At 67.0% G+C, this 22,161-nt stretch carries 21 protein-coding genes; 17 read left to right on the top strand and 4 right to left on the bottom strand.

The window, feature by feature from the left end:
- From HOP12_10230 to HOP12_10205, 6 genes are all read left to right on the top strand, one after another.
- Nucleotides 1-614 (top strand): hypothetical protein (locus HOP12_10230; GenBank protein ID NOT34534.1); only part of this gene is annotated, 614 nt, incomplete at its 5' end.
- Nucleotides 611-1,789, top strand: a complete 1,179-nt coding sequence (locus HOP12_10225) for a glycosyltransferase family 4 protein (GenBank protein NOT34533.1) — start codon at nt 611-613, stop codon at nt 1,787-1,789. The genes HOP12_10230 and HOP12_10225, both read left to right, overlap by 4 nt.
- A gap of 142 nt (nt 1,790-1,931) precedes the next feature.
- Nucleotides 1,932-2,999 (top strand): hypothetical protein, encoded by a 1,068-nt coding sequence (locus HOP12_10220; GenBank protein ID NOT34532.1) that lies wholly within the window; start codon nt 1,932-1,934, stop codon nt 2,997-2,999.
- A 64-nt stretch (nt 3,000-3,063) separates the two neighbouring features.
- Nucleotides 3,064-4,470: an O-antigen ligase family protein gene (locus tag HOP12_10215; GenBank protein NOT34531.1), complete on the top strand. Its 1,407-nt coding sequence runs from the start codon at nt 3,064-3,066 to the stop codon at nt 4,468-4,470.
- On the top strand, nt 4,470-5,564 hold the full coding sequence (locus HOP12_10210) for a glycosyltransferase family 4 protein (GenBank protein ID NOT34530.1): 1,095 nt from the start codon (nt 4,470-4,472) through the stop codon (nt 5,562-5,564). Before HOP12_10215 ends, HOP12_10210 begins: the two co-directional genes overlap by 1 nt.
- A 32-nt stretch (nt 5,565-5,596) precedes the next feature.
- Nucleotides 5,597-6,721: a glycosyltransferase family 4 protein gene (locus HOP12_10205; protein NOT34529.1), complete on the top strand. Its 1,125-nt coding sequence runs from the start codon at nt 5,597-5,599 to the stop codon at nt 6,719-6,721.
- Here HOP12_10205 and HOP12_10200 read toward each other — a convergent pair.
- Nucleotides 6,691-7,377, bottom strand: coding sequence for a class I SAM-dependent methyltransferase (locus HOP12_10200; protein ID NOT34528.1), 687 nt, complete (start codon nt 7,375-7,377; stop codon nt 6,691-6,693). The two genes, HOP12_10205 and HOP12_10200, sit on opposite strands and share 31 nt — an antisense overlap.
- Before the next feature lie 482 nt (nt 7,378-7,859).
- On the opposite strand from HOP12_10200, the gene HOP12_10195 reads away from it, so the two are divergent.
- Complete coding sequence (locus HOP12_10195) at nt 7,860-8,813, top strand: GDP-mannose 4,6-dehydratase (protein NOT34527.1); 954 nt, start codon at nt 7,860-7,862, stop codon at nt 8,811-8,813.
- A 41-nt stretch (nt 8,814-8,854) separates the two neighbouring features.
- On the top strand, nt 8,855-9,781 hold the full coding sequence (locus HOP12_10190; protein NOT34526.1) for an NAD-dependent epimerase/dehydratase family protein: 927 nt from the start codon (nt 8,855-8,857) through the stop codon (nt 9,779-9,781).
- A gap of 49 nt (nt 9,782-9,830) precedes the next feature.
- On the opposite strand, the gene HOP12_10185 is transcribed toward HOP12_10190, so the two are convergent.
- From HOP12_10185 to HOP12_10175, 3 genes are read right to left on the bottom strand one after another with little or no spacing between them, the layout of a single operon-like run.
- The gene (locus HOP12_10185; protein NOT34525.1) at nt 9,831-11,024 is read right to left on the bottom strand and encodes a glycosyltransferase family 4 protein; all 1,194 of its coding nucleotides are present in this window, start codon (nt 11,022-11,024) and stop codon (nt 9,831-9,833) included.
- Nucleotides 11,025-11,034: 10 nt separating this feature from the next.
- A complete protein-coding gene (locus tag HOP12_10180) occupies nt 11,035-12,519 on the bottom strand; it encodes an oligosaccharide flippase family protein (GenBank protein ID NOT34524.1) in 1,485 nt (494 codons plus the stop codon).
- 6 nt (nt 12,520-12,525) lie between these two features.
- Complete coding sequence (locus HOP12_10175) at nt 12,526-13,404, bottom strand: FkbM family methyltransferase (protein ID NOT34523.1); 879 nt, start codon at nt 13,402-13,404, stop codon at nt 12,526-12,528.
- A gap of 146 nt (nt 13,405-13,550) precedes the next feature.
- On the opposite strand from HOP12_10175, the gene HOP12_10170 reads away from it, so the two are divergent.
- The 9 genes from HOP12_10170 to trmD all read left to right on the top strand — a co-directional run bounded on the left by HOP12_10170 (nt 13,551) and on the right by trmD (nt 22,111).
- Nucleotides 13,551-14,900 carry a UDP-glucose/GDP-mannose dehydrogenase family protein gene (locus HOP12_10170; GenBank protein ID NOT34522.1) on the top strand — a complete coding sequence of 450 codons (1,350 nt, stop codon included), beginning with the start codon at nt 13,551-13,553 and terminating at the stop codon, nt 14,898-14,900.
- Nucleotides 14,901-14,907: 7 nt separating this feature from the next.
- Nucleotides 14,908-15,363, top strand: a complete 456-nt coding sequence (locus HOP12_10165) for a dTDP-4-dehydrorhamnose 3,5-epimerase family protein (GenBank protein NOT34521.1) — start codon at nt 14,908-14,910, stop codon at nt 15,361-15,363.
- Nucleotides 15,364-15,446: 83 nt separating this feature from the next.
- Complete coding sequence (gene rfbB, locus HOP12_10160; protein NOT34520.1) at nt 15,447-16,490, top strand: dTDP-glucose 4,6-dehydratase; 1,044 nt, start codon at nt 15,447-15,449, stop codon at nt 16,488-16,490.
- A complete protein-coding gene (locus HOP12_10155; GenBank protein ID NOT34519.1) occupies nt 16,487-18,181 on the top strand; it encodes a hypothetical protein in 1,695 nt (564 codons plus the stop codon). The genes rfbB and HOP12_10155 overlap by 4 nt, the downstream gene beginning before the upstream one ends.
- Before the next feature lie 201 nt (nt 18,182-18,382).
- Nucleotides 18,383-19,381: an NAD-dependent epimerase/dehydratase family protein gene (locus HOP12_10150; protein ID NOT34518.1), complete on the top strand. Its 999-nt coding sequence runs from the start codon at nt 18,383-18,385 to the stop codon at nt 19,379-19,381.
- A 38-nt stretch (nt 19,382-19,419) separates the two neighbouring features.
- Entirely contained in the window at nt 19,420-20,472 is a 1,053-nt protein-coding gene (locus HOP12_10145; protein ID NOT34517.1) for an undecaprenyl/decaprenyl-phosphate alpha-N-acetylglucosaminyl 1-phosphate transferase, read from the top strand.
- A gap of 50 nt (nt 20,473-20,522) precedes the next feature.
- A complete protein-coding gene (locus HOP12_10140) occupies nt 20,523-20,732 on the top strand; it encodes a KH domain-containing protein (protein ID NOT34516.1) in 210 nt (69 codons plus the stop codon).
- A gap of 8 nt (nt 20,733-20,740) precedes the next feature.
- Nucleotides 20,741-21,262 carry a 16S rRNA processing protein RimM gene (rimM, locus tag HOP12_10135; protein NOT34515.1) on the top strand — a complete coding sequence of 174 codons (522 nt, stop codon included), beginning with the start codon at nt 20,741-20,743 and terminating at the stop codon, nt 21,260-21,262.
- Nucleotides 21,263-21,298: 36 nt separating this feature from the next.
- Nucleotides 21,299-22,111 (top strand): tRNA (guanosine(37)-N1)-methyltransferase TrmD, encoded by an 813-nt coding sequence (gene trmD, locus HOP12_10130; protein NOT34514.1) that lies wholly within the window; start codon nt 21,299-21,301, stop codon nt 22,109-22,111.
- Nucleotides 22,112-22,161 lie beyond the last annotated feature (50 nt).

The raw sequence follows: 22,161 nt of genomic DNA, 5'->3' as shown, positions 1-22,161 counted from the left end.
GAGCGACGCCGCTCGCATCCTATCTCTCGACGCTCGAACCGGCGGCGCCGTCGCGCTGGTCGGAGGCGCTCACCGAGCCGGCGTCGCTCGGCGCGGTGCCCGCGACCCTGCTCGCCGAGCTGCACGCCGAGCTGGGCTACGACCCCGGCGACCGGGAGGGGCTCGCGTTCGCCGCGGACCATCTGTGGTATCTGCCCGACGACCTGTTGCTCAAAGAGGATCGCGCCACCATGGGCGCCTCGGTCGAGGGCCGCGTGCCGTATCTCGACGACTCGCTGGTGCGGTGGGCGGCGGGGCTGCCGCTCTCGAGTCGCTTCGGCCCGAACGGCGAAGGGAAACACGTACTGCGAACCCTCGCGCGCCGCCTGCTGCCCGAGGACCTTGCCGCGCGGCGCAAGCACGGCTTCTCGGTGCCGATCGAGGACTGGCTGCGTGGCCCACTCGACTCGCTGCTCGGCGACGTGCTCGCCTCGCCGGGCAGTGGCGTGTTCCGCACCGAGGTGCTCAAGCGCTGGCACGACGAGCATCGAGCGCGTCGCGATCGATCGGGGCCGCTGTGGGCCGCGCTGTGCTTCGAGCTGTGGTGGCGCGAGATCGCGGTGATCTCTCCATGAATGGTGCGAAACGCCCGGTTCGAGTGCTCCACATCATCACTCGGATGATCGTGGGGGGAGCGCAGGAGAACACGATGCTCTCCTGTGCGCTCATCGATCGCGAACGCTTCCCGAGTGTTCTGCTGTGCGGTCCCGAGACGGGTTCCGAAGGGGAGCTTCACACCGAGACCCGCGCGCGGGGCGTCACGATGCATCTCGAACCGCATCTCGTGCGTGCACCCCATCCATTCAAAGATCTGTCGGTGATCGCGCGACTCGCCCGATTCATTCGCGAACAGGCGTTCGACGTCGTGCACACGCACTCTTCCAAAGCCGGAATCGTCGGGCGCATCGCCGCACGTCGCGCCGGCGTGCGCGCCGTCGTCCACACCGTGCATGGTTGGGGATTCCATCCGCGCCAGAATCCGCTCGAGCGGGAGCTCTATCAGCGGCTGGAACGCTGGTGCGCGAGCATGTGTCGGTCGATCGTGGTCGTGGCCGAAGCGGATCGCGAAGAGGGTCTGGAGCTCGGCATCGGACGCGCCGAGCAGTACGTCACGATTCGCTCGGGCATCGAGATCGAGGCCTTCCGGGATGTGGCGATCGCTCGCGAGGAGATCCGAGCCAGGCTGGGTCTCGATCTCGACGCGTTCGTGATCGGATGCGTCGGACGCCTGAGCCCTCAGAAGTCGCCGCTCGATCTGTTCGCAGCCTTCACACGTGTGGCGGCCGCCCGGCCGGATGCCCATCTCGTCTACGTCGGTGACGGGCCGCATCGAGCGGCACTCGAGGCCGCGGCCGCGCGCGCATCACTTGAGCACCGCGTGCATCTGCTCGGCCTGCGTCGAGACGTTCCCGAACTGCTGCGGGCATTCGATGTGTTCGCGCTGAGCTCGCGATGGGAGGGGCTGCCCCGCGTGTTCCCGCAGGCCATGGCGGCGGGGCTCCCGATTGTCGCGACCCGCGTGGATGGCGCGCCCGACGCGATCGTGTCAGGCGAAACCGGCTGGCTCGTCGAGGTCGGCGATGCGTCCGGGATGGCGGCGCGCCTGATCGAAATCGCGAACGACCCGACGAAGGCGAAGCGCATGGGAGCTGCCGGTCGGGCCCGAGTCGATGAATTCTCGTCGACTCGGATGGTGGCGCAGCTCGAGCAACTCTACGAGCGACTCACGGCCGCGGATGATCGGGCGTGAGGCGGGGCTGGGCTTGACCCTGCTGCGCCGAACTCCGTAGGGTCACGCGGCTTCGGATCGACGATTCGTGTCGAGCACGTCTCTCGAGTCTCCGATGCGCCGCCGGCCGCCGGGCCGGCCCCAGAACCGGAGGATTGACCGCGTGAACGCTCTGCTCGCGCTGTTCCCCGCTGAAGGTCGCCGGTTTCTTCACGCGGCGTGGGGACGCAAAGGCCCGATCGGAATGTTCGTCGGCGGCGTCGCGCTGGCCGCGGTCGTGGTTTCGCTGCTGTTGCCGGCGTGGTTTGCCGCCGAGTCCACGATTCTGCCGCCTTCCGACGGGTCGAACAGCTTCGGCATGATGTCCTCGATGATCCAGGCGTCGGTGCTGAATCAGGTCGGAATCTTCTCGACGCAGACTCCGTCCGACGTGGTGGCCGAGATCCTCAAGAGTCGCACGCTGCGTGAGGAGCTGATCACCAAGTACGACCTCAAGACCACCTACAAGGCGAAGCACATGGACTTCGCACTCCGCGCCCTCGAGCAGCACCTCGAGGTCGGAATCAACAAGGCGGGTGTGATCACGGTACGCATGGAAGACCGAAGCGCGAAGCGTGCAGCGAACATGGTGAACGATCTCGTGGCGATGCTCGATCGCTTCAATCGAGAGGCGTTGAATACGCGTGCCAAGCGCACGCGGCGATTTCTCGAGACCCGGCTCACCGCCGTCGAGCACCAGATGATGCAGGCCGAGTCGACGCTCACCTCGTACGAAAAGCGCAACAAGATGGTCGCCAGCACCGAATCGGGTGCGATCGGTGCAATCGCTTCGGTCATGGCCGAGCGCATGAATCTGCAGGTACGACGCTCGTATCTTTCGAGCTTTACGCAGCCGGGCAGCCCGTCTCTCAAAGAGATCGATGCGCAGATGGGAGCGTACGAACGCCAACTCGCTCAACTGCCAAGCCTCAAGCAGGAGGGATCGCGGCTGGCTCTGAATGCCGAGATTCAGCGCCGCGTCTTCACGCTGCTCACCGCTCAGTACGAGGATGCGAGAGTCGAGGAAATGAGAGACACGCCGACGCTCACGGTGCTGGATGTCGCGCGTCCGCCCGACGTGCGTTCACGACCGCGGCGCGGAGTGATCGTCGTGGCCGCATCGGGTCTCGCCACCCTGCTGGCGCTCGCGTGGGCGTGGTTGCGCATGCAGCGCGACGACGCGGTGGCCTAGGAGCGAGGTGAGCTCGCTTCACACAGGCGCGACCGCAGCGCAGCAGTTCGCGGAGAGTCGCGAGATGCATCGCGCGCTCTCGCATCCGCTGGTGATCGGCGGCGCGGTGGTATTCGCCCTGGTCTTTGCGTTCGCGGTCGGCGATCCCACTGCGGAAAACGTCACTCGCCTGGTGGCGGTCGTCGGCGTGATTCTGGGAGTCGGTGCGGTCGCGCGTCCCGATCTGGGATTTCTGGCGCTCGCGGGCTCGTCCGTGCTGCTGCTCGCCGTTTCCGCGTTCAAGGGTGGAAGCCTCACGGGATTCGATCTTCTGTTGCCCCCGGTGCTGCTCGGAACCTACGCCGGCAGCGGTGCGCGAGCCGCCGCCAGGGGCGAGCGAGAAGAGTCCGGGCCGGTGCACGAAGCGATTCGCAACGCCGGGCAACGACTCTCTCGCGCGACGGTCGTTTATCTGCTGATTGCGGCCGCGTCGCTCTTCGTCACCGTCGCGCTCGGATTTCCCGGCGGAGCCTTCGCCTCCGGAGCGAGTCTGATTCGCGCCATCGAGGGCCTGCTGGTATTTCCGCTGGCAGTGATCTGGCTTCGGACCGAGCGGGATGTCCGTCGCACGCTCGCAGTCCTGCTCGGAGCGCTGATCGTGCTCGCACTGGTCAACGGAATCGCAATGATCGGTGGCGAGGTCCAACGCGCAGGTCTCACCTGGTACGTGAATGAACTTCCGCTCTCGATCGCGAGCCCGAACGAGGCGGGGAGCGCGATGGTTCAACTGTGGGGACTCGCCCTTGCACTGCGCGCGGCGCGTCGACCCAGCGGCGGGCTGTGGGTGCTCGGTCTCATCCTGGTCGTCCTCGTCCTCACCCAGGCTCGCAGCGGGCTGCTGGCCTGGCTGACCTTCACCCTGATCGTTTCCTGGCGAGCGGGATGGCGACCACTCCTGACGACCTTGCTGCTGGTGGGCGTCGCGGTGCCGTTGGTGCCCTCCGAGTACTGGGGGCGCATCTGGCGAACCCTCAGCTTCGAGCCGCGCTCGCTCGAGGCCTACTCCGCCTACATCCGATTCGTGGACTGGCAGTCCGCGGTGCGACAGATCCTCGACTACCCGATCTTCGGCGTCGGGTACCTCGGCTATCGGCACTTCTCCGATCGGCACAACGGACTCGGAATCGTATTCGGGAGTACCGAGAACTACTTCCTCGAAGTGCTGGCGGGAACCGGGGTCATCGGATTCGTGGCGTTCCTGGTGGTTCTGCGTCGCCTGTTTCAGCTCGGTTCACAGATCCGTGCTCGCGTTCCGAGCGCCTCATTGGCCTACCACATGAGCCGCTATCACACCCCGCTGGTCGTCGCGGTACTGGTCACCAATCTCACGGCGAGCGGGTTGGTCGGCATGGTCCCGCTCGCGCAACTCGCGTTCTGGTGTGCGCTTCTGCTGCGTGCTGCACATCTCGCGGTTCCCCCGAAGCACGCCTGATGCTCGAGGTCGTGGCGTTCGCGCCGTATCCTCCGTCCGGAGCCTCGACGCGCTATCGCATCTCGCAGTTCCAGCCGGCGCTGCGATCGCTCGGCGTGCAGCTCGACCTCATGCCGCTGCTCGATGAGCCTGCGTTTGCGCGCTTGTACGAGCCGGGTCGAGTGCTCGCCAAATCGGTGGACTTCGGTCGGGCGTTGATGCGCCGCTGGCGACAGCTCGCAGCCGCAGGCCGCTATGACGTGGCCGTGGTCCAGCGCGAGTTGTGGCCGATCCTGGGTGAGGGAGCCACGAGTCGGCTCGAGCGCCTTCAGCCGCGCTGGGTGTTCGACTTCGACGACGCCGTGTTCCTTCCCAATGTGAGTCGCGCGAATCGGAACTTTGCATGGCTCAAGCCGCGCTGTCAGCACTCCCAGCTGGTGGCGGGCGCCAGCCGTGTCGCGGCGGGCAATGCGTGGCTGGCCGCGTGGGCACGCTCGCGCCGGCCGGAGCGTGATCCCGCGGAGGTCGAAGTGATTCCGACCGTCGTCGACACCGATGCCTGGGCCCCTCGCCGGCGCAACGCCGGACCGCCGAGACTGGTGTGGATCGGGAGCGGCTCGACCGTGCGTTACCTCGACCCGCTCAGGCCCGCACTGATGCGACTCACACGCCAGCATCCCGGCCTCGAACTCCACGTCATCGGTGCGCGGTTCGAAGCCCCGGAGCTGCGGGTGTTCGAGCATCGATGGTCGTCAGCGACCGAGATCGAGCTGGCGGCCGCATGCGACATCGGACTGGCGCCGCTCGACGACGATGACTGGTCGCGAGGGAAGTGCGGGCTCAAGCTGCTGCTCTATCTCTCGCTCGGACTCGCGGCGGTCGCCTCGCCGGTCGGAGTGCACACCGAGATCCTCGCGGACGGCGCCAACGGGCGTCTGGCCGCGAGCCCCGAAGCATTCGAACTCGCAATCGACGAGCTGCTGCAGGATCGGACGCATCGTCACGCGCTCGGCGATGCAGGGCGCACCACCGTCGAGGAGCGCTATTCGTTGCGCGTGGTCGCGCCACGGCTCGCGGCTCTGCTCCGTACGGCGGCCGAAAGCAGCCGGCACTGATGCCGGCGCCCGGATCGGGAGTCGTCGCGCCAGTGCGTGTGGCACACCTCGTCGCGACTGCCGGAGCCACGGGGGTCGAGTCGTACTTACTCACCTTGCTCGGCGCGTTCGACCCTGCTCGAGTCGAGGCCACGCTCTTCGTTCCGGGAGAAGGGCCGCTGGTCGAACGGGCGAGAGCGAAGGGGATTCGCGTGGAGCTCGGCGCACCTTCGCGAAAGCTCGACTTCGGGGCCGCCCGCCGGCTCGCGGAGCGCTGGCGCGGGCGCTTCGACGTGATCCATGCGCACGGGCCACGCGCATTGTTCTGGGCAGGCCGCGCCGCGCGCGCCGCCGCGATCCCGCAGCTCGTCGCCACCGTTCACGAGTTACGCTGGCAGACGCTGCCACCGAGCTGGAAACGCGAAGTCTGGATCGCGCTCGAGCGCCTCGCGATGTCCCGCGCGGACGACTTGATCACGGTCTCGGACGCCACGCGGCGGGATTTGCTGGCGCGGTGGCCTGAATTCGCGGCGCGCACCCGTGTGGTTCACGCCTCGACCCCGCATATGTCGGATCGGGGCGCGATTCCGCTCGCGAGCCCACGCCGCGAGGTCAACGAGACGTTTCGCGTCGCGACCGTGGGGCGATTCGACTGGCAGAAGGGCTACGACCTGCTGCTGCCCGCGATGGCGGAGTGGAAGCGGCGGGGTGTGGACTTCGAGCTGGACATCGTCGGGCACGGCACGCTGGAGCCCGGGCTCCGGGCCTTGAGTGCACGGCTGGGACTCGAGGGTCGGATTCGCTGGCATCCCGCCGAAACCTCGGTGCCGGAGCTTCTCTCTCTCGCGCATGTCTACGTCACGGCATCGCGTGCGGAGATGTTCGGGATCGCGGTGCTCGAGGCGATGTGCGCGGGCCTTCCGGTGGTCGCGAGTGCCGCCGGCAGCCTGGTCGAGGTGGTCGAGGACGGCGTGACGGGAGTGCTCGTTCCGTTGCGGCCGGAGGCGAGCTTTGCGGCTCGAATCGTCGACCCGCTGGAGCGGCTCCGAATGGACCCCGTGGGGGCAGCCGAGATGGGTGAGCGTGGGCTCGAACGGGCGTGGACGCTGTTCTCGCCTGAACGCCTCGCCGCCGGTGTGAGCGCGGTCTACCGACGGGGCCCCGTCTCGTCCGGATGATTCGGCGAGTTCGCACGCACGTTCGCATAGTGGCGGACCATGTCGCGTGGCGAGATCGAGCGTTCCGATAGTCGTCCGAAGAAGTACGTGCAGGAGGCTCCATCGAGCGACTGCGAACGCCCCGTGACGCCGTCGAGCCATTGGACCCAGAACAGGCCGAGGCGCGCGAGCCGGCCGACCATTCTCGAACGTGTCAGCGCGCGCACCAGGTGCTCGATCGACCAGGCGAACTGAATTCCAGGCCCCGCGATCAGGCCGGAGTCGAGTCGCTCGAAGCGCCGAAAGAGCCAGCGCTGCCCGCTCTCGGTGAAGCGCGTGAAGTCGTAGGCGCCTTCGTGAACCTGCTGCAGGAAAGGTGTCTCCGCGTAGACCAGCCCATTCGGGCGCAACACTCGCTCGATCTCCGCCACGACCTGCCAGGGATCGAGTACATGCTCGAGCACCGCCTGGACCCAGACCGCGTCGATGGTGCGGGACTCGAGCGGAATCGAGTGCGCGTCCGCGATGAACTGACACCAACGCGATGCGTAGATGTCGAACGCGATCACGTCGAGGTCGGGGGCTTCGTAGATCGCATCGGTGCCACCACCACGGGTACCGCCACCGATCACGAGCACACGCGCGCGCCTCCCGTCCGCTCGGAGTGTTTCGCGCATTTGAATCGCCAGCCGACCCGAAGTGGGAGTCGGGCGTGCGAAGAGCTTTCGAATCCAGGTCGCGGGGCCGCGCGTCACCGCTCGCGGCACCGCGCTCGCGGCCGCGGTTCGCCGCAGGACGTCACGGTCGAGAATGCTGTTCGGAAAGTCGACGAGTACCGGAATGCCCGCGGAATTCTCGAACGATTGCGAGCACGATCCTGAGCAGCTCGGAATCCGTTCGCCGGTTGAACTCGAAGACCACGCGAGCGCACCGCGACATGCGGGACAACGAAGATCGACTTCGAACTGTCGAATGCTGAGTAACGGCAATGAGATGCCTCCCCCGACGACGGAAACGGAAGACGCCGACTGTCGGGGACCGGCTCGATACGGTCAAGAGTGCGGCCGATCGGATGCGCATTGACCGTCGAGGCGACGGTCTCTAGTGTGACCGCGCTTCGCGCGCGACACCGCGCGCACGAATGGTTCGGGAGGCTCGCATGCGTCGCGTTCTCGTCACTGGCGTCACCGGATTCGCCGGCAGTCACCTGGTCGACTACATGCTCGAACGAGGCGACTGCGAGATCTTCGGAATTCAGCGGTGGCGCAGCCGCACCGAGAACATCGAGCACTTCGCAGACAAGATCTCGCTGCTCGAATGCGATCTTCGCGACGCGACCTCGACGCGCGACACGCTCGAGAGGGTGCGCCCCGAGTGGGTGTTCCATCTGGCGGCACAGTCGTTCGTGCCGACCTCGTGGATCGCTCCGACCGAGTCGTTGACCACCAACGTGCTCGCGCAGGTCAATCTCTTCGAAGCTGCGCGACACATGGGGCTCAAGTGCCGGTTCCAACTCGCTTGCTCGAGTGAGGAGTACGGCATGGTGTTTCCGGACGAAGTCCCGATCAAGGAGACGAATCCGCTGCGACCGCTGTCGCCCTACGCGGTGAGCAAGGTCGCGCAGGACATGCTGGGCTACCAGTATTGGATGTCGTTCAAGGTCGACAGCGTGCGCACCCGCGGTTTCAACCACGAGGGGCCGCGCCGCGGCCCGGTGTTCGTCGCGAGCGACTTCGCCAAGCAGATCGCCGACATCGAGAAGGGGAAGAAGCAGCCGGTTCTGCACGTCGGAAACCTCGAGGCACAACGCGACTTCACCGACGTACGCGACATGGTGCGCGCCTACTGGCTGGCTCTCGAGCACTGTGAGCCGGGAGAGGCCTACAACATCTGCTCGGGCAAGGCTTGGACGATCCGGGCGCTGCTCGATCATCTGCTCAGCCTCACCAAGGCAAAGATCGAAGTGCGCGAAGACCCGGCACGTCTGCGCCCCAGCGACGTGCCGATCCTGCTCGGCGACAACACGAAGTTCGTGAAGGCGACCGGCTGGCAGCCCACGATTCCGTTCGAGCAGACGCTGCGCGACATGCTCGACTACTGGCGCTCGCGCTGACCGCTCCGCAGCGCATCCTCGTCACGGGTGTCTCGGGGTTCGTGGGATACCACCTGGCGCGCGCCCTTCACGCGCGCGGCGCACAGGTGTTCGGAACCGGCACCGACCGCGAGCCGCCCCTCGCAGTGGCGCGAGAGCAGCTGCTGACGAACTACGCACCCGCGTTCGATCTGCGTGATGTCGCCGCGGTGAGAGCCGGCATCGCCGAGTGGCGCCCCGACTCGATCGTGCACTTGGCGGCGCAGAGCAGCACCGCGCGCTCGTTCGAGGCGCCCGCGGAGACGTTCGAGATCAACATGCTCGGAACCTGGACTTTGTTGGAGGCGGTGCGGGATTTCGTGCCGCGCGCCCGGTTACTGGTGATCGGTACCGGTGACGTCTACGGCCCGCAGCCGGCGGGCTCGCGCGTTGCCGAGGACGTGTCGTTCAAGCCCGCGAGCCCATACGCGTTTTCGAAAGCGGCGGCCGATGCGGCCGCCGAGGTCGCGGGGGCGCGCTGGGGGCTCGACGTCGTTCGCACGCGCTCGTTCGGGCACACCGGCCCGGGTCAGACGCCGGCGTTCGTGGTGTCCGCGTTCGCTCATCAGCTCGCGCAGATTCAGGAGGGCCGTCGCGAGCCGGTCCTGCGGGTCGGAAACCTCGCGGTGACGCGAGACTTCACCGACGTTCGCGATGTCGTGGGCGCCTATGTGGCGCTGCTCGATCGAGGAACGTCCGGGATGGCTTACAACGTGTGCCGTGGCGAGGCGACTCAGCTGGAGGAGCTGCTGCGTCACATGATCGCGGCGTCCGGCGTCGAAGCCCGCATCGAGGTCGATTCCGAGCGGCTGCGCCCCGCCGACGTGCCGTATCTGGTCGGAGATCCGACCCGAATCGAACGCGAAGTCGGCTGGCGTGCCGAGATCCCCCTCGATCGCACCGTCGCCGAGATGATCGCGGAACATCGCGCGGCGCTCGCCTCGAGCTGAACCGGCGGACGAGACGGCCGACCGCGCTGCGCGCGAGCGACCGTCCGGGTCAGCGCGACTCTCGATCGCGAAGGGTCTCGTACACCTCGACATAGCGTGCGGCTCCCGCTTCGTGCGACCGCAGCGACGTCACTTCGAGGGCGGCAGCAGTCTCGAGTCGAGTGGCGAGCCCGGGCTCTCTCAACGCTCGCAGTACGGCTTCAGCGAGTGCGGGCGCCGAGCCTGCCGGCACCAGAAGTCCGGTCTCGCCGTCGCGGATGATCTCGCGCAGCCCGCCGATCGCCGACGCGACCACCGGTCGGCCACACGCCTGCGCTTCGATCGCGGAAATCGAAGTCGCCTCCTCGACCCCCTTGCTCGGCACCGAAGGCACGACCACGACGTCGGAACGTCGGATCCAGCCGGGCATCCGCTCCAATCCCGCTTCGCCGATCAAACGGCTGTGCGGTGCATGGAGCGGCTCGGCGGCCAGCTGCTCGAGCTCGCTACGCTGAGGCCCGTCGCCGACGATCACCACCGCGACCGGCAACCCGCGTGAGGCGATCTCCGCGCCGGCACGAATCGCCACCGCGACGCCGTTCTTGGGCACCAGGCGGCGTGGGCACAGCACCACCGGTCGACCCGCGATCCACTGCTCGACCTCGTCGGGAAAGCGCTCGGGCGAAACCGCGGGGTGGAAGCGTCGTGTGTCGACGAAATTCGGGATCGACCACACGTCATGCTCGCGACCGAACTCGCGCACGTACTCCAGATGGGCCTGGTCAACGGCGATGACCGCCGCCGCTTCGAGATACGCGCGTCGCTCGATCTCGCGCAGCCATCGAACGACCGGGTGATCGAGCGCGAGATTCCAGGCACTCGCCACCTCGCGATGCACCGGGCCGTGCACGGTGAGCGCGATCGGAATGCCGCGCGCGGCCCCCGCGGCGGCGCGAAAGGTGAGCGGTTCCTGAACGTGCACGATGTCGGTGACGCCCCGGCGCGACAATCGAATTCGCAGATGCGCGGCGAAGCGCTGATTGAGCGCCGGCAGCGACCAGCGCTGACCGAGCCCGCGCTGCATCGAATCGAGCAATCGCATCGGCCCCGCGACCAACGCCTTCTCGACGAACGACAAGGCATTCCAATCGAGCCGCTCGGTCGTCCAGCCGTGATGCTCGAGTCCGGCGGACAGTGCCTCCACGTGGGAGAGCTTGCCGCCCGGCTTCACCTGCTCGGTGACGAACAGAATCAAGCGGCTCATCGCCACGCCGTCACTCGGGCCTCGCAGCGGGCTCGCCCGGCTCGCGCGCGAACGACGACAGTCCCCAGCGATGAAAAATGGCCGCCCCGACCCCCAGGCACAACAGTGCGGCGACGATCGGCGGAATCCACTGCGCGCGCGTGAGCCACGCCGCGAGCGAAAGCGCTGCCACCCCGACCGCGGTGGGCAACAGCACGCGCCGGGTGCCGATTCGCCACCTCGCAGGGAGCCAGAGGACGCAGGTCGTGAGCGACACCGCGTATCCGATCAACACACTCCACGCTGCGGCGCCCGCGCCGCCGCCCGGAATCAGCGCGAAGGCGCCGAGCGTCGTCGCGGTCCAGATGGCGTTGAGGATCAGCGAGACCCAGACTTCACCACGCCCGAGCAGCGCCGCTCCCCACATCGAGGTGAGTCCGTAGAGGCCGTACGCGACCCCGAGCGAGACCAGGGTGTCGCGGGCTCCCGCAAAGGCGCCGCCATAGAGCATCACGACCACCCATGGCGAGCATCCGATCAGTGCGAGGCTGAGTGCCAGGTTGAAGCCAGCCACGCGCTCGAGTGCACGCGCCAGCAGGTCCTCGAATCCGACGTCGCCTCGCGCGTGCACGCTCGAGACCGCACGCAGCAACGGCGTCACCGCCGCGGTCGGAACCAGCATGAGCAGCTGGCCGATGCTGTCCGCGGCGTGATAGAAGCCGGTTTCCTCGAGTCCGAAGCGTCGGGTCAGAAAGACCCGCAACAACATCTGACCGGCGAGCACGACCACCGCGGAGAGGAACGCCGGACCCGCGAACTGAAGGAGTCCGCGCGCGGCCGCGGTCCCCGCCGGTGAGGTGCGGGCGAGGGGCGGTGAGTCGCGAGGCGCGAGGTCCCGACCGAACCAGCGAAACGTGGCGAACGCGACCGCCGCCAGACGGATCACGGTGCGGCTCACCAGCACGGCGGCGACTCCGCCGAGTGCGGCCAGCACGCCGAGCACGAGATCGACCACACCGACCACCGCTCCCCACCTCGCGAGTGAGCCGAATCGCCGTGAGCCTTGCAGGGCGCCCTCCACCCACAGCTGGCTCGCGGTTGCGAGCACCAGTGGTCCGGTGAGGAGGATCACGCCCGTCAGGGAACCATCGAGATACGCACGTGCCGCGATTTCGCGGGCTCCGAGCATCAGCGCGATGCAGACGATGAGTCCGAGCGACACCACCAGGCCGCCGGAAGCGACGAGCAGGGCGCGGCGCTGCGGTGGCTCGTCGCCTTCGGCAAGGCGCTTGGCGAGGCCCTGGGGCAGATTGAGCGTCGCCGCCATGGAACCGAGTGCGGTGAGTTGCAGTGCGGTTCCGAACGCACCCGCTGCCGCGGGCCCCGCGAGGCGCGCCACCACCACCGAGAGGCCCATGGTGCCGGCGCGAACGATTGCGCCGTAAGCGAACGACCAGGCGGTGTCGCGGCCGATGCTGCCCGCACGAAAGCTGTTCGAACGAAATGGGTCGCGCATCGTGGCTTAGCGACCCGACCGAACGAGCGGCGGGCTCGAGGCGCGTTGCCCGACCACATCGAAGACTTCGTGAGGCACGTCGTCGAGCGACCGCAACGGCTCGAGCGTGACGTGCGGCAGCCCGAGGCGTCGCGAGAACCTCGGCAGCAGCGCACGATAGCCGGCGGACTCGAGCGCTTCGGAGATCGAACCCGGTGTGGATCCCGCTGCTGCGAGCGAGGCGCGATTCACCTCGACCCACAACGTCGCGTCGGCGGTCGCCAGCGTTTCGCGCATGCCCTGGAGTGCCAGCGGCTCGGCACCCTCCACGTCGATCTTCACGAACGAGAGCCTCCGCGGGTCCAGTCGCACCGCCGCGGTCCGCACCAGTTCGTCGAGACTGCGGACCGGGATCTCGACTCGCTCGCTCATCGCCGAGAGCGCTTCGGGATTCGGAAACAGGCTCGACCAGCCGGCGACCCTCGAGAGCGCGAAGCTCGAGGTGGCGGATTCGCGTCCCAGCGCGAGCGGCTCGATGTCGAGCCAGCCGAGCCGATTGCGATCTCGATGGCGTTCGAGCTGCGCGTGCATGCGCGGGTCGGGCTCGAACGCCAGCACCCGTCCCGCGGCTCCCACCGCGCGCGCCAGATGAAGCGACACGAAGCCCTTCTGCGCACCGACGTCGAGGGCGTGGTGGCCGGGCCGCACCACGCGCCGAACCAGCCACAACAGCGCGGGATCATAGGTGCCGAGGTAGAACGCGCGATCCATCCAGTCGGAGGGATCGATCTGCATTTCCAGATCGCGACTCACGCGGCGCCACGAAGGCGCCTTTCCCAGCAGCCGAATGCGCACGTCGCGATAGGCGTGAACCGCGCGGCGTGGGAGCGAGATCATGCGGCGCATGTTCGCCGATCGCACCGCTGGGGCCAAACGATGGGCACCCTTTGACCGGAGCGTGTCCGATCTCTACCCTCTGGACCCTTTGTGACGAACCTGCGCTCGTTCCATGGCGTTCCCCTCTTCGACGCGACCCTGCGGAAAGGCCTCCCGTGTACAACATCACCGTCGTAGGTACCGGCTACGTCGGTCTCGTGACCGGCGCCTGTCTGGCCGACTTCGGCAACACCATCACGTGCGTCGACGCCGATCCGGCGAAGATCGAGCGCATGAAAGCGCTGCAGCTTCCGTTCTACGAGCCCGGATTGCCCGATCTGGTCGAGCGCAACGTGAAGGAAGGCCGCCTCAAGTTCTCGAGCGACCTGGTCGGGGCACTCAAGGGCGCGCACGTGGTGTTCATCACGGTCGGCACCCCGCCGCTCAAGGATGGCAGTGCCGATACGAGCGCGATCTACGCGGTCGCGAAGACGGTGGCGCGCAATCTGGACGGCTACAAGTTGATCGTGCAGAAGAGCACCGCGCCGGTCGGAACTGCACGCCACCTGCAGAGCTACATGCGCAAGTTCGCGAAGCGCGGAGCGCAGTTCGACGTGGCGTCGAATCCCGAGTTCCTGCGCGAGGGTTCCGCGATCGAGACCTTCATGCGCCCGGACCGCGTCGTGATCGGAGCCGAGACTCCGAAGGCCCAGGAGATCCTGCGCAAGATTCACGACCCGTTGTTCCTGATCGAGACTCCGATGGTCGTGACCCGGCTCGAGACCGCCGAGTTGATCAAGTACGCCGCGAACTGCTTCCTCGCCACCAAGATCTCGTTCATCAACGAGATCGCGAACGTGTGCGAGGCGCTCGGCGCCGACGTGCAGATGGTCGCGAAGGGCATCGGCATGGATCGCCGCATCGGCAGCAAGTTCCTTCATGCCGGTCCCGGCTACGGTGGTTCGTGCTTCCCGAAGGACACGATGGCACTGGCGGCGTTCGCGCGCGCGGCCGGGACACGCGTCGGTATCGTCGAGGCGACGATCGAAGCGAACGAGAATCAGATGAAGCGCATGGTCGAGAAGGTCGTCAAGGCGACCGGCTCACCGCGCGGCAAGCGAGTCGGCGTGCTGGGGCTCGCGTTCAAGCCGAACACCGACGATCTGCGTGCCGCACCCGCGCTCACGATCATTGCGGGGCTCAAGCGTCGCGGCTACAAGGTGCAGGCGTTCGATCCGATCGCGATGCCGGGGGCTGCACGGCTTCCGGAGCTGCGCGGCGTCGAGCTGAAGGAAGATGCCTACGAGGCCGCGCGCGGGGCCGACGCACTCGTGATCGTCACCGAGTGGAACGAGTTCCGGAACCTCGACTTGAAGAAGCTGAAACGACTGCTCAAGAAACCGGTGATCTGCGACTTCCGCAACATCTACGACCGCGACGAAGTCGAGTCGGCCGGCATGCTGCACGTGGGCGTGGGGCGCGGACGTCCGAAGCTCGAGAAGTCCACGGGACGCGCGAAGGGATGAACCGACCATGATCGACGGCGTGAAGGTCAAGAAGCTCAAGGTCATCCCCGACGAGCGCGGTCTGCTCATGGAGATGATGCGCGACGACGACGAGTTCTTTCAGAAGTTCGGCCAAGTGTATCTCTCGGTGGTGTACCCCGGCGTCGTCAAGGGCTGGCACTACCATCGCAAGCAGACCGATCACTTCGTGTTCGTGAAGGGCATGGCGAAGGTCGTGCTCTACGATTCGCGCGAGGGCAGTGCCACCAAGGGCGAGATCAACGAGTTCTTCATGGGCGAGCAGAACCCCATTCTGCTCGTGATCCCCCCGCTGGTGCTACACGGCATGAAGGGGATCGGAACCGAGGCCGCCTACCTGATCAATACGCCGACCGAGCACTACGTGTACGAGCAGCCGGACGAGCACCGCGTGGCCCCGCATGACCCGAGCATTCCTTACGACTGGAGTCGCAAGGATGGGTGAGCGGGCGTGGTTCGGGATCGCGTTACCGGGCTCGGAGAGCTGAAGATGACATCGCCTCACGGCGCGCGGCCGATGGTGCGGCGATGAATACCCTCGATGGCGCGCGCGTTCTGGTGACGGGCGGCGCGGGCTTCATCGGTTCGAATTTCGTCCGCCACGTGCTCGAGCGTTTTTCTCGCACTCATCTCGTGGTGCTCGACGCACTGACGTACGCCGGCCGCCGTGAAAATCTGTCCGGCCTGCCGGAAGCTTCGATCACGTTCGTACACGGCGACATCCGGGAAGCAGCGGACGTCGCGGGCGCCATGGCACGGTGCGACTACGTCATCAACTTCGCGGCCGAGTCGCACGTCGACCGGTCGATCGAAGCCGCAGGCGAGTTCATTCGTACCGACGTGCACGGCGTGTTCGTGCTGGCCGAGGAGGCACGCAAAGTCGGCGTGAGGCGCTTCGTCCAGGTCTCGACCGACGAAGTCTACGGCGAAGTACTCGATGGGCACTCGACCGAGGACTGGCCGCTCAATCCGCGCAGCCCCTACGCGGCGAGCAAGGCCGGCGGAGATCGGCTCGCGTACGCCTACTTCTGCACGTATGGGCTGCCCGTGGTGGTGACACGATGCTCGAACAACTACGGGCCACGACAGTACCCCGAGAAACTGGTGCCGCTGTTCGTCACGAATGCAATCGAGGGGCAGCCGCTTCCGGTCTACGGCAGCGGGCTCAACCGTCGCGACTGGCTCCACGTCGAGGACCATTGCGCGGCGCTCGTGACCTGCCTGCTCCAGGACGGCATCGACGGCGAGACGTTCAACATCGGCGCCCAGCACGAGCTCGACGTGCTCACGATCACGGACACGATCCTGCGATTGCTCGACAAACCGCGTACGCTGATCCGCCACGTGGAGGATCGCCCCGGCCACGATCGTCGCTACGCCGTGGATTCCACCAAATTCACCCGCGCCACCGGCTGGAAGCCGACGATCTCGTTCGACGACGGGATTCGCGAGACGGTCGAGTGGTACGCGGCGAACGAGTCGTGGTGGCGTCCGATCAAGAACGGCGAGTTTCGCGCCTACTACGAACGCATGTACGGTCACCGGAAGGTGCTCAAGGAGGTCGTCGAATGAGTCGCGCGGACGTTCGCATCGCACGGGTCGCGCTGCTGTGGGTCGTGGTGGCTGCGCTGTTTGCGATCCCGGCACGCGCACAGGGCGAGGGCGGCTCGATGGGAGGATTCGGGTCGGGCAGCGCGCCTGGATCGGATCCGGGCTCGACGCCTTCCACGTCAGGCTTCGATCGATCCTCGACGTTTCGAACCGGGCCTCCCGGGCTCACCGAAGATCTTGCTCGTGGCATGTTGCCGGTTCCGAATGCAGCCTTGGGCCTGGCGGGCTCGATCGATGCCGAGTTGTACCGCGTGGGACCCGGCGACGTGTTGCAGCTGCTGATGTGGGGCAAGGTGTCGCGCTCGCTGGTGCTCGATGTCGGGCCCGAGGGTCAGGTGTTGTTGCCCGGCATCGGCACGCTCGACGTCGATGGACGCACGCTCGCGAACGTACGCGAGGACGTCTTTCGCCGCATGCGCCGCGAGTTCCGAGACGTGCAGATGGACCTCCGACTCGTCCAGCCGCGCAGCTTTCGCGTCTATCTCTCCGGCCGGGTGCGGGTTCCGGGCCCGCTGGTGACTCTCGCCACCAGTCGCGTCGCCGACGTGCTGACCGCGGGCCAGCTGGCCGACGACGGCTCGCGCCGCCGCATCGAAGTGCGTCATCGCGATGGCACGCGCGAAGAGGCCGATCTCGAGCTGTTCAATCGACTCGGGCTCAATACGCGGAACCCGTATCTGCGTGACGGCGACATCCTGCAGGTGCCCGTCGCAACCGACTTCGTCTACGCGGCAGGCGCGTTCGCGCGGCCCGGACGCATCGAGCTCGGAGCGATCGACAGTCTGCTGACGCTCTTCAAACTTGCGGGTGACCCGCTCCCGGCGGCCGATGCGGAGCGCGCGCTGCTGATCCGTTTCTCGAAACCGTTCCAGCCCGAATCGCTGTGGTTCGGCCTCGACGACGTGTACTCGAATCGGCAGAACCCTCCGCTGCAGGAGGGAGACCGCCTGTTCGTCTATTACATTCCCCAGTATCACCTTCAACACCAGATCGAAGTCGTCGGGGAGGTCGCGCGCCCGGGCGTCTATCCGATCGTGGAAGGTCGGCATCGGTTGAGCGATCTGGTGGCGGCCGCCGGCGGGTTCCTTCCGGTCGCGAATCTGTCGGCGATTCGAGTGCAGCGGCGCAATACCGGAACGGGTGCTCCCGACCCCGAGCTGGATCGCCTGCTGAGGCTGTCGAGAAACGACCTCACCAACACCGAGTACGAAGTCCTGCGCACCCGACTCGCCAGCCTCAAAGAGGAGTTCCGGGTCGACTGGGCGCGGTTGCAGAGCAATCGGACTCAGCTGGACCTGCTGCTCCGTGACGGCGACGTGGTGCGCGTCGAGCGCCTCGTCTCGTCGATCCGCGTCGATGGTGAAGTGAGGCGCCCGGGAATCGTCGAGTTCAGTCGCGGCCGTCGCGCCGAGGACTACGTGAGCGAGGCGGGCGGATTCACGGACCGAGCCTGGCGAAGCCGGGTGCGCGTGACGCGATCGGTCACCGGTCAGACGCTGCTCGCGAAGAACGTCTCCGCGCTCGATCCGGGCGACATCATCTGGGTGCCGGAGCGACCCGACGTTTCGGCCTGGCAACAGTTCCAGACCTTTCTGATGGTGGCGGCTCAGGTCGCCACGCTGCTCATCGCCGTTGATGCGGTTCGCAACTAGCGCCGCAAGACGCACGACGATCTGCCGTACATTCCGCGGCGGAGGCTAGTCACGGAGGGTTCCCATTGACGGAACCCCTTCCAGTTACTACCTTTTCCGGTCGGCATCCGTGCCGCCGGTCCTGCTCTCCTCATCCCTGCTCCCAGGAGGATGCCTCTTGCCGTCGTGCGATCACATCCACTCACGGAACGAGGGATTCGCATGAGGTCACTGGTCACGGGTGGCGCCGGCTTCATCGGCTCCCATCTCTGCGAGGCACTGCTCGAGCGCGGACACGAAGTCTGGGCGCTCGACGATCTCTCGACCGGTCGGGTCGAGAATCTGCGCAGCTTCGAACGCCATTCGAACTTCCGTTTCCTCGAAGGTGACGTCACCGACGTCTCGCTGGTGAAGGGTCTGGTGGCGCAGAGCGATCGCGTCTACCACCTCGCGGCGGCGGTCGGCGTCAAGTATGTGCTCGAGAATCCACTGCGCTCGTTGATCACGAACATTCGCGGATCCGAGGTGGTGCTCGAGGCCTGTACGGAACATCAGCGCCGGATCATTCTGTTCTCGAGCAGCGAGGTGTACGGCAAGGGCATGTCGGTTCCGTTCTCCGAGGACGACGATCGAGTGCTCGGGCCGACGCATAAGCTGCGCTGGTCCTACGCAGTCGGCAAGACCGTCGACGAATGCCTGGCGCAGGCGTACTGGCAGCAGAAGCAACTGCCGGTCACGGTGGTGCGCTGCTTCAATACCTGCGGGCCGCGCCAGACCGGTGCCTACGGCATGGTGATCCCGAACATGGTGGAGCGTGCCCTGAGTGGTCGGCCGATTCTGGTGTACGGCGACGGCCAGCAGTCGCGCTGTTTCTCGGCGGTGTTCGACGTGGTGCGCGGCGTGCTGCTGCTGGTCGAGCGACCCGAGTCGCACGGCGAGATCTACAACATCGGCACCGACGAGGAAGTCACGGTGCTGGGGCTCGCCGAGCGCATCCGCTCCAAGTGCGGGAGCGAGTCGGCGATCGAGTTCGTGGAATACGAGGCAGTGTACGGCCGTTCGTTCGAGGACATGCGTCGCCGCGTGCCGGATCTGCGGAAGATCGGCGCGGCGGTCGGTTATCGCGCCGAGATCTCGCTCGACCGCCTGCTGGACATGACGATTCGCGACCTCTGCGAGCGGCTCTCTCTGCCGTTGCCGGCGGGCGTCGCTCGCGACTGAATTCCCCCCCCCCCTCGCGTCGTAGGCGAGTCCAACCCATGCCCCTGATCGCGTTCGTGATGGCGTGCGTGCTGGCGCTCGCCTTCACACCGCTCTCCGTTCGCCTCGCGTGGGCGATAGGATTCCTCGACCATCCCGAAGCTCGCAAGCTCCACACCGCGGCGACCGCACTGCTCGGCGGTGTGGTCGTGTTTGCAAGCGCGTTGGCGGCGTGGTGGATCGCGATCGCAAGGCTCGGGCTCGCAGCGTCACAATCGCACGACGAGGTGCTGGCGCTGGTGTCGGGTGCTGCGATCGCGCTGGTGTGGGGATTATGGGACGACCGATTCGGCATGGGAGTGAGGCTCAAGCTGCTCGGTCAGGTGCTCGCGGCCTCGTGCTTGATCCTGGCCGGCGTGGTGCCGGACCTCGGCTGGCCTGGGCCGACCGAGGCGGTGGTCACGGTATTCCTGGTCGTCGCGCTCATGAACGCAGTCAATTTCCTCGACAACATGAACGGGATGATCGCCGGCCTCACGGCCGTGCTGATGCTCGGGTTTGCGTGGGGTTCGCTGCAGCGCGGAGCGCCGGGCCTCGCCGCCGCCCAGTTCGCACTGGCCGGCGCCTGTGCGGGGTTCCTGCCCTTCAACTTCCCGCGGGCTCGCACCTTCCTCGGGGACGCGGGGAGCCTGCTTCTCGGCTATAGTCTCGGCGCTTCCGCGATGCTCGCGGTAGCGGGCTTGCCGCCGGGCTGGGGGCGCATGGGACCCTTGATCATGCTGCTCTACCCGGCCTTCGACCTGATCTTCGTCGTGATCAACCGCGTGCGCGAGGGACGTCCCGTGCAGCAGGGCGGTAAAGATCACAGCAACCATCGCCTCGCGAGGCTTCTCAAATGTCCGATTCGAACCGTGATGCTCCTGTGGCTCGTTGGGGCCGCACTCTGCGCAAGCGCACTCGTGGCTCAGCGGCTCAACCAGGCTCCGGCAACGCTCCTCCTGTCGGGCGCGTGGTTGGTGATCTTCCTGTTGACGGGGCTGCGACTATCATCCGTGCCGAGCCAGTCGCCCGTTCCGAGCGCACCGTCATCGGCGCACCCAAGCCGCGCGTAAACCGCGAGCCCGACGAGCAGGACGAGAAGCTGCGCGAGCTGGTGGTGCACATGACGCGCGGGCTGGTCGATCATCCCGACGATGTCCGGGTCGAGATTCTCGAAGCCGGGCAGGAGACTCAGTTCGAACTCCACTGCAGCGACAGCGATCGACCGCACGTGATCGGCAAGCAGGGGCGCACGGTGCGCGCACTGCGGTTGGCGCTCGACGCGGCAGCGGCGCGTATCGATCGCGACGCCAACCTGGAGATCGCCGACTGAGCCGCCCGATGCCCGAGCCTGGACCGGTTCGCGTCGGCCGCCTGGGTCGGCCGCACGGTCTGAACGGCGAGATCATCCTGCAGACCATGAAGTTCACGCCCGATGAGCTGCGGGCGATCGAGACTTTCACGTGGCGCAGCAATCGTGGCGCGACCCGCGAGCTCAAGCTGCGGGACGCGCGTGCGGCGCACGATCGCATGCTGCTGACCTTTGAAGGGATCGGCAGCCGTGAGAAAGCCTCGGCGCTGACGCTCGGGGAGCTGTGGGTCGATCCCGCGCGACTGCCCGATCCGGGGCCCGATACCGCATACGAGTACCATCTGGTCGGCTGCGAGATCGTCGACGAAGCGGGCGCCCGCATCGGCACGTTGCTCGACGTGGTGCAGACTGCCGCGCACCCGCTGTATCGAGTGAGTCGCGAGAACGGCGCCGAGGCGCTGATCCCGGCGGTCGAGGCGTTCGTTCGCCGCGTGGATCTCGACGCCAGGCGCATCGTGGTCGCGCTGCCCGAGGGGCTGCTCGAGATCTGACCCGGGGCCGGGAATCCATCGGCCTGCAAGGACGCCATGAAGATCACGCTGCTCACCATCTTCCCCGATTATTTCGCGGCCGCGTTCGCGGACGGCATGATCCGCGTGGCGCTCGAGAAGCGGCATCTCGAAGTGAACGTCGTCAATCTGCGCGACTTCACCGAGGACTCGCACCGCTCGACCGACGACTATCCGTTCGGGGGCGGTGCGGGAATGATCATGAAGGTCGAGCCGATCGACCGGGCGCTCGCCGCGCTCCCGATCGGCGAGCGCGGCGCCCGTCCGGCCGGCACCCGCGTGGCGATGTTCTCACCTCAGGGCACGCGCTTCACCCAGGCGCAGGCGATCGAGTTCGCGGGGCTCGAACACCTGGTGCTGCTGAGCGGGCGCTACAAGGCGATCGATGAGCGCGTGAGCGAGCACCTGATCGACGAGGAGATCTCGATCGGGGACTTCGTGCTGTCGGGCGGCGAGCCCGCGGCGCTGTGCGTGGTCGATGCGATCGCGCGGTTGCTCCCCGGAGTGGTCGGCGCGTTCGACAGCGTCGAGACCGACTCGTTCCATTCCGGGCTCCTCGACTGCGGCTACTACACGCGCCCGGCCGAGTACCGAGGTTGGAAGGTGCCCGAGGTGCTGCTGTCCGGGCATCATGGCAACATCGCGAAGGCGCGCCGCGAGGAGAGCCTGCGCCGCACGCTCGAGCGCCGACCCGACCTGCTCGAGCACGCGCCGCTCGCGCCCGCGGATCGAACCACGCTCGGACGCCTCATGCGCGAGCGTGCGCCGGCTGCGGGCGCCGGTCACGCGCCGAGGCGCTCGGCGCCGGACGACGCGGCTTCGGGCTCGTGAGCGCTTCGAGCCGGCTCGCGAACGGCCTCGATCGCGCGGCCGGTTACGCG

This window comes from Candidatus Eisenbacteria bacterium, from assembly GCA_013140805.1.
Classification (GTDB): domain Bacteria; phylum Eisenbacteria; class RBG-16-71-46; order RBG-16-71-46; family RBG-16-71-46; genus JABFRW01.
Note: the sequence above shows the minus strand (reverse complement) of the source record. Positions and strands in the feature narration are given on the sequence as shown.

What these genes read in the sequence shown, in the direction of transcription:
- HOP12_10185 (NOT34525.1), bottom strand. Translation starts at nt 11,024, where the DNA reads ATGAGCCGCTTGATTCTGTTCGTCACCGAGCAGGTGAAGCCGGGCGGC.
- HOP12_10225 (NOT34533.1), top strand. Translation starts at nt 611, where the DNA reads ATGAATGGTGCGAAACGCCCGGTTCGAGTGCTCCACATCATCACTCGG.
- HOP12_10150 (NOT34518.1), top strand. Translation starts at nt 18,383, where the DNA reads ATGAGGTCACTGGTCACGGGTGGCGCCGGCTTCATCGGCTCCCATCTC.
- HOP12_10175 (NOT34523.1), bottom strand. Translation starts at nt 13,404, where the DNA reads ATGCGCCGCATGATCTCGCTCCCACGCCGCGCGGTTCACGCCTATCGC.
- trmD (NOT34514.1), top strand. Translation starts at nt 21,299, where the DNA reads ATGAAGATCACGCTGCTCACCATCTTCCCCGATTATTTCGCGGCCGCG.
- HOP12_10165 (NOT34521.1), top strand. Translation starts at nt 14,908, where the DNA reads ATGATCGACGGCGTGAAGGTCAAGAAGCTCAAGGTCATCCCCGACGAG.
- HOP12_10210 (NOT34530.1), top strand. Translation starts at nt 4,470, where the DNA reads ATGCTCGAGGTCGTGGCGTTCGCGCCGTATCCTCCGTCCGGAGCCTCG.
- rfbB (NOT34520.1), top strand. Translation starts at nt 15,447, where the DNA reads ATGAATACCCTCGATGGCGCGCGCGTTCTGGTGACGGGCGGCGCGGGC.
- HOP12_10140 (NOT34516.1), top strand. Translation starts at nt 20,523, where the DNA reads ATGACGCGCGGGCTGGTCGATCATCCCGACGATGTCCGGGTCGAGATT.
- HOP12_10215 (NOT34531.1), top strand. Translation starts at nt 3,064, where the DNA reads ATGCATCGCGCGCTCTCGCATCCGCTGGTGATCGGCGGCGCGGTGGTA.
- HOP12_10155 (NOT34519.1), top strand. Translation starts at nt 16,487, where the DNA reads ATGAGTCGCGCGGACGTTCGCATCGCACGGGTCGCGCTGCTGTGGGTC.
- rimM (NOT34515.1), top strand. Translation starts at nt 20,741, where the DNA reads ATGCCCGAGCCTGGACCGGTTCGCGTCGGCCGCCTGGGTCGGCCGCAC.
- HOP12_10200 (NOT34528.1), bottom strand. Translation starts at nt 7,377, where the DNA reads ATGCGCGAAACACTCCGAGCGGACGGGAGGCGCGCGCGTGTGCTCGTG.
- HOP12_10195 (NOT34527.1), top strand. Translation starts at nt 7,860, where the DNA reads ATGCGTCGCGTTCTCGTCACTGGCGTCACCGGATTCGCCGGCAGTCAC.
- HOP12_10145 (NOT34517.1), top strand. Translation starts at nt 19,420, where the DNA reads ATGCCCCTGATCGCGTTCGTGATGGCGTGCGTGCTGGCGCTCGCCTTC.
- HOP12_10180 (NOT34524.1), bottom strand. Translation starts at nt 12,519, where the DNA reads ATGCGCGACCCATTTCGTTCGAACAGCTTTCGTGCGGGCAGCATCGGC.